At 41.5% G+C, this 9611-nt stretch carries 9 protein-coding genes and 1 pseudogene; 7 read left to right on the forward strand and 3 right to left on the reverse strand.

The genetic code is table 11. The annotated features are described in order from the left end of the window. Positions 1-79 precede the first annotated feature (79 nt). From QUB66_RS28985 to QUB66_RS28995, 3 genes are read right to left on the reverse strand one after another with little or no spacing between them, the layout of a single operon-like run. Complete coding sequence (locus QUB66_RS28985; RefSeq protein WP_442923343.1) at positions 80-307, reverse strand: hypothetical protein; 228 nt, start codon at positions 305-307, stop codon at positions 80-82. A gap of 36 nt (positions 308-343) precedes the next feature. Continuing rightward, entirely contained in the window at positions 344-841 is a 498-nt protein-coding gene (locus tag QUB66_RS28990; RefSeq protein WP_332970700.1) for a Uma2 family endonuclease, read from the reverse strand. A gap of 29 nt (positions 842-870) precedes the next feature. Continuing rightward, positions 871-1428, reverse strand: a complete 558-nt coding sequence (locus QUB66_RS28995; RefSeq protein WP_332970701.1) for a gamma carbonic anhydrase family protein — start codon at positions 1426-1428, stop codon at positions 871-873. Between the two features lie 106 nt (positions 1429-1534). On the opposite strand from QUB66_RS28995, the gene QUB66_RS29000 reads away from it, so the two are divergent. The 7 genes and pseudogenes from QUB66_RS29000 (at position 1535) to QUB66_RS29030 (ending at position 9202) form a co-directional block, all read left to right on the forward strand. Further along, positions 1535-2044: a TIGR02652 family protein gene (locus QUB66_RS29000; RefSeq protein ID WP_265240073.1), complete on the forward strand. Its 510-nt coding sequence runs from the start codon at positions 1535-1537 to the stop codon at positions 2042-2044. Positions 2045-2204: 160 nt separating this feature from the next. Continuing rightward, positions 2205-2642 (forward strand): VOC family protein, encoded by a 438-nt coding sequence (locus QUB66_RS29005; protein ID WP_332970705.1) that lies wholly within the window; start codon positions 2205-2207, stop codon positions 2640-2642. A 214-nt stretch (positions 2643-2856) separates the two neighbouring features. Further along, on the forward strand, positions 2857-3708 hold the full coding sequence (locus tag QUB66_RS29010; protein WP_332970702.1) for a sulfotransferase: 852 nt from the start codon (positions 2857-2859) through the stop codon (positions 3706-3708). 427 nt (positions 3709-4135) lie between these two features. Beyond that, positions 4136-5533, forward strand: a complete 1398-nt coding sequence (locus QUB66_RS29015) for a sulfotransferase family protein (RefSeq protein WP_332970703.1) — start codon at positions 4136-4138, stop codon at positions 5531-5533. 5 nt (positions 5534-5538) lie between these two features. Beyond that, positions 5539-5874, forward strand: a pseudogene (locus tag QUB66_RS29020) (transposase); the annotation flags it as partial. A 329-nt stretch (positions 5875-6203) separates the two neighbouring features. Continuing rightward, positions 6204-8210 (forward strand): heavy metal translocating P-type ATPase, encoded by a 2007-nt coding sequence (locus QUB66_RS29025; RefSeq protein WP_332970704.1) that lies wholly within the window; start codon positions 6204-6206, stop codon positions 8208-8210. A 71-nt stretch (positions 8211-8281) separates the two neighbouring features. After that, a complete protein-coding gene (locus tag QUB66_RS29030; protein ID WP_265240069.1) occupies positions 8282-9202 on the forward strand; it encodes a vitamin K epoxide reductase family protein in 921 nt (306 codons plus the stop codon). Positions 9203-9611 lie beyond the last annotated feature (409 nt).

The raw sequence follows: 9611 nt of genomic DNA on the forward strand, positions 1-9611 counted from the left end.
GGATTCAGGGTGAAAATATCAGGAGCGCAATGGAATATTGAGAGCGTTCCCTCTATCCTTTCTCTTCGCTGTGCTTATCTCAACGGTCAACTTTCAATTTGATGTATTTGCCAAAGTGAGATGCACCCGGGGGTTTCGATGATGTTTTGCTATTACTCGGCTGTCTCTCTTTGAGTTTTTCGAGTTCTTGTTGTAATTTTTCAATCAGCTTCTGTTGAGTCAGCACAATTTTGACCAGTTCCTCACGGCTTAACTGCTCAACTATTCCTAATTTTAGTGCTGCTGATAACTCTGGCTTTTCGCTCATCTGACTACATTACCATATTTTTCGGCTCTCAATCAACTATTTTTTACCTGAATCCTTACGTTTCGGTTTACCGATAAAAGCCACACCCCCCAATCCACGATAATCAACTATCCAATATTCTGGAATTCCTAAAAGAGCGTATTCTTCAACTTTTCGGGCATAATCTGTTTCCCAGTTAGTGCTGACAACTTCTACAACTAATTTAATCGATCGCCCTAACGTAATCACAGGTTCTCTTTCCCAAAGCGGTTCGCTGACAAGGGCGGTTTCATCTAACACGACAATATCGGGACGGCGCGCCGTAGCAGCGTCAGCAAATGGACGGATTAAACAAGTCCGGGGAATAAACCAAGGTAGTTTTTCGGCTGCGATCGCAATTCCGATTTGAGTAGCCAGTTTACCACTGACGGTTTCGTGGGGGCCTGTGGGTGACCTGTCAACTAATTCTCCGTCAGCGAACTCGTAGTGGCAGTTGTCACAATATCGATCGACAAATGTTTCAAATGTGAGAATTTTTGGCGCAGTGTAAGTCATGGGAAACTAATTGTTTTTTGCTAAAAATCCTATTCTATCAACGAACCAAATCCCAAATCAGAACCTTTCCCCGCGTGAACCAAAGCCAACTTTTCGTAACGCTTAGCGTGTTCCACCAACTCCTCAGATTCCTCCTCAGACAAGTCTCGCAGCCGCTTCGCAGGCACTCCCGCAACCAGCGTTCGAGGGGGAACGTCCTTCGTCACAACCGCCCCTGCACCGACGATCGACCCTGTGCCCACTCTCACTCCATCTAGGACGATCGCCCCAATCCCGATCAAACACCCCCGTTCAATGTAAGCTGAATGAATCACCGCTCGGTGTCCGACAGTCACAAAATCTTCCAAAATAGTCGGTTTTCCCGGATCGCCGTGCAGAATTGCTCCATCTTGGATATTGGTACTTTTGCCGATCGCAATTCGCTCTACATCCCCCCGCACCACCGCCCCGTACCAGATACTCGCGCCTGCAGCCACCTCTACCCTGCCGATGACAACAGCGCTAACAGCGACAAAAGCAGCTTGGGAGAGATCCGGCAATGGCCAATAGGCAGGATTTGCAGGCAAAGGTTCGTTGAGATTACTCATCTTTTTGGTCGATCGCGATACTTCTAGCAGATTAGCTGGTTGTTAATACGGGATATAATAAAACTATTTGCCACGTTTGCAGATAAATATGCTGGGACGCAAATAAATGATTGAATTTGCCTTGCAATACCCGATGTTTGGCCCGGAAATTCAGTGTCCCCACTGCCGCCAAACAATTCCGGCTTTAACGCTCACGGATACCTATTTGTGCGTGCGTCACGGGGCATTTGAGGCAGATCCAAAAACGGGGGAACTGGTTCATCTTCAGTCAGGGCGGCACTGGCGCCGCTGGGAGGATGAATGGTATCGCCAGCACACTCATCCGGACGGGATTCGGTTTGAAATTCACGAAGCGCTCGATCGACTTTATACTCAAGGCTATCGAGCAACTCGCGTGATCGTTGCTCAACGCTATCGGGACTTAATCAGCGCTTATTTGGAACGCAGCACGCCTTGGCGGGGCCAACCGGATTCGCCGCGTCCAAAGCTGTACGGTTTACCTGTGGATTTTAGCCCAGATCCCCAGGAGGAGCCTTGCTGGGAAGTGATTAATTTTGATTTGGAAAAAGAGCCGGGAGTTCCTACTAGATATCCCTATTTTCGGTTGTTTGAATAATCATTGGTCAGTAGTCAGTAGTCAGTTGTTATTGGTTATTTGTTATTGGTTATTTGTTATTTGTAGCAACTACCAACTACCAACTATCAACTATCAACTGCCAACTGCCAACTGTCAACTGTCAACTGCCAACTGTCAACTGTCAACTGTCAACTGCCAAATGCACCACGCCTCGATCCGCACTGCTAACATTCACCGGGCGATCGCCTTTTACGAACAGTTAGGATTTACTGTGAGCGATCGCTTTACCACAGGTTACACCTTAGCCTGTTGGATGGAAGGTCTTAACGGACGCATCGAACTAATCCAAATCCCGGAACCAAAACCCGCACCCGATGCTTTCGCAGACGAGCATTATGTGGGATATTATCATTTATCTTTCGATTTAACTGAGGCGACGACAGACTTGCCTAGTTGGTTGCAGTCTCTCAAACAGCGGTTTGAGGAAGCAGCTAAAGAAGAACCAAACCAGTTTCAAGCTTTGAAAGTTTTATTAGAACCGACTCAACAGGCGATCGGGCAAAATGTTTACGAAGTAGCTTTTATTGCCGATACAGACGGATTACCCTTAGAGTTTATCCGGCGGATGAATAGCTAATTAAGTCAGAGTTGAAACACTTCAGAAATCCCATCAGCGTGCATCTGTGTTCATCTGCTGATATCTGCGGTTAAAAAATCCGGCGTTGCTGATTTACAGTATGAAAGGCTAAATATGCCCGTCATAGAAACCAGTATTCACAAAGCGTTTGGATTTTCAACTTATTTTTTTCATACCCTGATTAAGCAACACCCAATTTATCTATTACAGCGATATGGTGCTAAATTCTGGATCAAGAATCAATCAAAAGGTTTGTTTTATCTGTGGCGCTGGTCACTCTGGCTCTACGCTTCTAGGACTTATACTGGGAAGTCATCAGGATTGTTTCTACTCGGGAGAGGCAAGGAAAGCCAGATTCATGCAAAATACAAACTACCCCATAAAAAGAACTTGCAACATTTGTGGTATCAATTGTCCAGTTTGGAAAGATTTTATTACTAGCACTCACCTAGACTTATACGAACAAATATCGCTCAAAACACAAAAGCCAATTGTAGTTGATTCTACAAAAAACACTTCTTGGCTAGAAGAACAAATAGCCACTATTCAAAAAACATCTTCCCAACCTTTTTTGATATTTATCCAAAGAGATGGGCGGGCAGTTATCAATTCCCGCACCAGAAAATATCCTCAAAAAAATGTCAAAGAAATAATTAATGATTGGAAGGAACTCATCAATGAAACCCAAGAATTGTACCGTCATTTTAATGGTAATAAAATTAAGATAAAATATGAACATCTTGCCACAAATGTAGAAAGTGTCATCAGAACGCTTTGCGATTTTTTGGAAATAGACTATCAACCCCAAATGGTTAAATATTACCAGCACGAACATCATCCAGTAGGAGGAAACAACGGAACGAAGTTTTTAATAGTAAAGGCTCAACACAAAAATACAGAAGAGTTTTTACCTAATGTATCAAAGGGTTGCTCAGATTATTACCAAAATCATGGTTTAGAAATTACTTTAGATTTGCGTTGGCGTCAAGAACTTGACCCTACTGTGGAGCGTTTATTTGAACAAATTGCCGATAAAGAAAACGAAGAATTGAAATGGGAGGTGTAGCATCGAACCAACTTTTGATATTTCTCAGACCTCTTCTCAACTCAAAATTGTTCGGAGTATTGTAAATTTGCTATGAAAATTCTGCTATTAAGCGTTCACCCTCCACAAGGAGGTGGCTCATAGCAATTCACTATTAATCTGCACTTAATAGACCTCTTGCAAAAATAATTAGGACGATGCTCAGAGCCCATCCCACAATTTTTTTTTCTTTTGGGATTGGCTTCTAGCCCGTCCGAAAATTTGATTAAAAAGACTTATGCAAGAGGTCTAATATGTCGCTTGTTACATAACTTTTAAGAATTGGTACAAGTTCACACCATTATCATAAATTTACAGAAAAATCAAGCACTTGACTTCTGATTTTTCTGGTGATAGTATAATTTATCAGCTTTCCAAGTTAAAAACTCAGGCTTGGAATTAGAATACCATGAAAAAAATCGATTTAGTTTTTAGAACTGTTGGCGAAAGAACATCCCAAATAGCCCTAGACCTAGCCATCAAAAATATTCAGCCTCGTCAAGTTCATATTATTGAAAATGTTAAACCTTTTGCCCACGCTGTTCAGCAAATGCTGAAGATGAATTACGATTGTGATTTTGTTGTCTTCATGGATGCTGATTGTTTAATTATGGAGGATATGTCTCCTTTCCTTACCAGAAATAGTTTGCCATACGTAGACTGTTATGTTCTTGATAAATTCAGAGGTCATATTCATTGTGGTGTACATATTACTAGAATTGATGTAATCAGAGAAATGCAAGCTATTAAAGTACCTGATAATGATGCTAAATATGTGTTAAGACCTGAATCAAGAACTCGTGCACTGGCACTAAAAAAACTGAAGCTAAAAAAAGCATTTAAGAAATTTAACATTATCCATGACTTTTTTCAATTCTATCACCATATTTTTGCCAAATGTGCTTTGAGAGAACTGAGAAGTCGCCAAGATTATCATCAAGCTAAATTAACTATTTGTCAGGAAGATTGGGGAAGACAAGAAAAAGATTTAGATTTTTTGGTTGCTAAATTTGGTGTAGATTCTGCAAGAAAATATATTTCAAAGCAGGCAAGTCAGCCGGAAATTGCTAGGTTTATTGAGAATTTACCAAATATTGATCTCCGCGAACTTAAGCAAATGAATATTTTGGAAAAAGCTCCTTTGACGTTAGCCGAAACTATAGAATTTTCTAGTAAAATTATTATTCAAAGACCCATGATAAGTAAAAAGATGAAAGTTTTTGGAATTGGCTTGAGTCGCACGGGAACTAAAAGCTTAACAATGGCATTAAATATGCTAGGGATTAATGTTGTTCATTATCCTGATGATGAGACAATTTTACAAGACCTGATGGCTGCTAAGTATGACTTTTCGATTCTCAATGATTATGATGGGATTACAGATATAACGGTAGCTCCTTTTTATTCTCAGTTAGATAAATTATTTCCTGATAGTAAGTTTATCTTAACCGTGCGTAATAAATCATGTTGGTTAAAGTCTTTAGAAGCTCACTGGTCAAAGAGGTCTGCGTTTGATTTCGATCCTAGTAATGAGACTAAGATGCAGATCAGAAGATTATTAAGAGCGGCTGTTTATGGTACTTATGCGTTTAATGAAGATAGAATGTCTTATGTTTATGATTTACATTATAGAAATGTGCTTGAATATTTTAAAGACCGTCCAGAATCTTTGTTAATTATTGATGTTTGTGATGGCGAAGGATGGGAAAAGCTCTGTCCATTTTTCAATTTACCTATATTAGAAGAACCTTTTCCTTGGATGAAGAAGAAAACGGTTTTGACCGAAATATTGTCAGGGGTGAAGTGATTTTGCTATATCGAACGCAGGAAAATCGAGATTGGTGCAAAGAAAGAGGAATTAGGATGAGTGGCGTTCCTCTAGGAAGACCCAAAAAATATTAGCAAGTCAAAGAAGAAACAAGCTCAGTCAGACGAGAGAATTCGTAACTCAATTGAAGGAAAATTTGGAGAAGCTAAAAGAAGATTCAGCCTTGGTAGAGTCATGGCTAAACTTTCTAATACTTCTGAAACAACCATCGCCATAACTTTTATGGTGATGAATCTTTCTGCCCTGGTACGGCAGGCTTTTTGACTTTTTTTTATGTCTATTTCACAACAAAAACCTTTTTTCATGTTTTCTGCCTGTGACGATTAGCACAGATTATGTTCTCTTAACAATACTTAAAAAAATGGGTAGACAGAAACCGGGTTTTTTCACCAAAATACTCGCCAAAAACCCTCAATCTCGCTGAAAAACCCGGTTTCTTGAGCTTTGTGTATCAGCCATCTAATTACTTCCCCGCAATTGAGAATAGTTATTATTATTAGTTAGTTGTAACAGTCACTACCAATTTAAGAATATTTTTCTAAAAAATAGCTAGACTTTGAGTTAAAAATCTAGTATATTGTCCTCTTGAACCATATAATGTGAACATCTATTCATACTATCAGGCGTCAGCAAAAACCCAGAAAACACCATGCAAAAAGCCAAATCAAGCGATTCCGGTTGCTGTAGTCACGACGCACACCACGAACACAGCCATGAGAATCATAACCATGACCATGACCACGACCACGGTCACGACCACGACCACGGTCACGACCACGGCAACGGAGATTTCAACCTCAAGCAAGAATTGATTCCTGTTATATCAGTTGTTTTACTATTTATCGGAGGTTTAATATTTGAAGAAAAACTGCACAACACGCCCTATTCTATAGCCGAATATCTGGTTTTCATCCCCGCCTATCTTTTGAGTGGATGGAATGTTTTAACCAGTGCCGGCCGCAACATTCTGCGAGGTCGAGTATTTGATGAAAATTTTTTAATGACTGTGGCAACACTGGGGGCTGTAGCCATTCACAAACTTCCAGAAGCAGTCGGCGTGATGTTGTTTTTCAAAATCGGAGAACTTTTTCAAGAATTTGCGATCGGGCGATCGCGTCAATCGATCAAATCGCTCTTAGAGATCCGCCCAGACAGCGCCAACCTCAAAGAAAATGGTGACATCAAAAAAGTTTCGCCCGAAACCGTAGCCGTCGGCGAGATCATCCTTGTCAAACCAGGCGAAAAAATCCCCTTAGACGGTGAAATTATCGACGGCAATTCTCAAATTGACACGTCTGCACTAACTGGAGAATCAGTACCTCGAACAGTGAAAGTTGGAGAAACAGTTTTAGCAGGAACAATTAACCAGACAGGAGTTCTCACCGTCAAAGTTACCAAAATATTCGGTGAATCTTCAATCTCCCGAATTCTGGAATTAGTAGAAAATGCCAGAAGCAAAAAAGCTGAAACTGAAAAATTTATCAGCAAATTTGCCAGTTACTACACGCCTTTTGTAGTATTTGCATCATTAGCAGTGGCTTTAATTCCGCCTTTGTTCATTTCAGGAGCAACTAATGCCGATCGCCTTTTGTGGGTGTACCGCGCCCTAGTCTTGTTAGTTATTTCCTGCCCTTGCGGATTAGTGATTAGCATTCCTCTCGGATACTTCGGGGGAATTGGTGGTGCAGCCAAGCGCGGTATTTTGGTGAAAGGCTCGACTTTTCTCGATACTTTGACAGCAGTCAAGACAGTTGTTTTGGACAAAACAGGAACTCTGACAAAAGGAGTTTTTAAAGTTGCAAAAATTGTGCCTCAAAATGGTTTTTCACAATCTGATTTGATGGCAATGGCTGCCAAGGTAGAATCTCAATCAAATCACCCAGTCGCGAAATCTATTCTGGAAGCTTACGGCGGAAAAATAGATTCTTCGGAGGTGACAGATTACGAAGAAATAGCGGGACACGGCATCCGAGCCAAAGTGAATAATCAAATTGTGCTTGCCGGAAATGACCGTTTGCTACACCGAGAAAACATCCCTCACGATGTTTGCAATGCTGAGGGTACTGTCGTACATTTAGCGGTAGACAACCGCTACGCTGGCTATATTTTAATTGCTGACGAGCTGAAGGAAGACGCAGTACAAGCTATTCGTGACCTCAAGAAATTGGGTGTGGAGCGCATCGTGATGCTCACAGGAGACAATCAAGCTGTAGCCGATAGTGTTGCGAAAAAGCTCGGTTTAGATTCCTACATAGCTGAGTTATTGCCCGAAGGAAAAGTTGAGGCGATCGAAAAACTGATCGCCGAATCTAAAAAAGGCGATAAAATTGTCTTTGTCGGGGATGGAATTAATGATGCACCGGTTCTTGCTAGGGCTGATGTCGGCATAGCGATGGGCGGTTTGGGCTCCGATGCGGCGATCGAAACTGCTGACATTGTGATTATGGCCGATGCACCGTCTAAGGTGGCTGAAGCGATCCAAATTGCCAGGAAAACTCACAATATTGTCTGGCAAAATATCATTTTTGCGATGTCAGTCAAAGCGATATTTATTGGTTTGGGTGCTTTTGGTTTGGCGACAATGTGGGAAGCTGTTTTTGCCGATGTTGGGGTAGCTCTGGCAGCTATTTTCAATGCAACTAGAGTTTTGAAATAGAGAAATCGCAGCGTGTAAAATTTCATTTTACAACAATTGAGACATACATTCATTTTGAGGTCAAAAATACTATGCACCGTCAACGTTCTCTGCCCTGGATTTATCGATATTCTCGCCCGATCATGGCAGGAATTGCAAGTATTGGGGCTGCGATTACTGCTTATCTAACAGCCGTCAAGTTATCCCAAGGAGCGGTAACTTGTCCCATAGAAGGCTGCGATATCGTGCTTTCGAGTCCCTATGCCTATGTCTTTGGTTTGCCTCTTTCTTTGTTCGGGTTTTTGGGCTATTTGAGCATGATAATTTTTGCCGTAGCTCCCCTATTTGTCAATTCTTCAGCACAGAAGAGTCTCCGCTCTAAATTAGAGTCTTGGACGGGACTATTTTTGTTTGCTGGTGGCACAGCAATGATGATTTTTAGTGGCTATCTGATGTATGTACTGGCTGTTGATATCAAAGCAGCTTGTATTTACTGCATTGCGTCTGCTTTGTTTGCAACTAGCTTGTTTGTCTTAGCATTAATCGGTCGCGAATGGGATGATATCGGGCAGCTATTTTTGATCGGAATTCTGGTATCTATGTTAGTGTTGATTTCCTCTGCTGGTCTTTATGCCGATGTGAATAATCTCGGTACTGCCAAGGAGACAAGCATGAATACTACAACATCTTCTGGCACTTCTGAAATTGCTTTAGCGCAGCATTTAAAAAGAGTGGGAGCTAAAATGTACGGCTCTTATACCTGCTCTCACTGTCAAGCGCAAAAGGAAAGTTTTGGCAAAGAGGCGGCTCGAATTATCAATTATATCGAGTGCAATCCTCAAGGGAAAAATGCGAGACCTGATCTTTGCCAAGCTGCAAAGATTCAGGGTACTCCCGCTTGGGAAATTAACGGTAAGTTTTACGAAGGGCAAAAATCGTTGAATGAGTTAGGAGATTTATCTGGCTATCAGGGAAGTCGGGAATTTCAAAATCTCTCAAGTCAGAAACGTTGACCTGTCAACTGTCAACTGTTAACGGAATTGATCTGATTCGGAAAATAATACCATGCGAGAAAAGTATCCGCTCAATAAATCGGGGTAGACTACCTTGTTGGGAACGATTTTGCGATGTTTGAGGCTCTTAGTGAGCGATTTCCCCCGATTTATTGAGCGGATACCGAGAAAAAATGTTGCAACAATAAAATTGTTGGGCGGAGTGAAACGGAGGGTTGTTTCGTTCACCGAATGTGTAAGGTGCGTCGCTATTAGATTTTCGGCGTTGCTGATTTACGGTATGAACGGCTAAATAGGCAAATCATAAAAACCATTCTCCACAAAGCTTCTGGCCCACATTCCGCAGATATTCAGACAAATTTAATAATTTTAAATTTGGAGGCAGGAAACCCTGAAGTAAATACCTAGC

The sequence above is a fragment of the Microcoleus sp. A2-C3 genome, assembly GCF_036706065.1.
Classification (GTDB): Bacteria; Cyanobacteriota; Cyanobacteriia; order Cyanobacteriales; family Microcoleaceae; genus Microcoleus.

Coding starts and splice junctions, on each gene's coding strand:
- QUB66_RS29005 (WP_332970705.1), top strand. CDS start 2,205: ATGCACCACGCCTCGATCCGCACTGCTAACATTCACCGGGCGATCGCC.
- QUB66_RS29010 (WP_332970702.1), top strand. CDS start 2,857: ATGGTGCTAAATTCTGGATCAAGAATCAATCAAAAGGTTTGTTTTATC.
- QUB66_RS29025 (WP_332970704.1), top strand. CDS start 6,204: ATGCAAAAAGCCAAATCAAGCGATTCCGGTTGCTGTAGTCACGACGCA.
- QUB66_RS29030 (WP_265240069.1), top strand. CDS start 8,282: ATGCACCGTCAACGTTCTCTGCCCTGGATTTATCGATATTCTCGCCCG.
- QUB66_RS28990 (WP_332970700.1), bottom strand. CDS start 841: ATGACTTACACTGCGCCAAAAATTCTCACATTTGAAACATTTGTCGAT.
- QUB66_RS29000 (WP_265240073.1), top strand. CDS start 1,535: ATGATTGAATTTGCCTTGCAATACCCGATGTTTGGCCCGGAAATTCAG.
- QUB66_RS28995 (WP_332970701.1), bottom strand. CDS start 1,428: ATGAGTAATCTCAACGAACCTTTGCCTGCAAATCCTGCCTATTGGCCA.
- QUB66_RS29015 (WP_332970703.1), top strand. CDS start 4,136: ATGAAAAAAATCGATTTAGTTTTTAGAACTGTTGGCGAAAGAACATCC.
- QUB66_RS28985 (WP_442923343.1), bottom strand. CDS start 307: ATGAGCGAAAAGCCAGAGTTATCAGCAGCACTAAAATTAGGAATAGTT.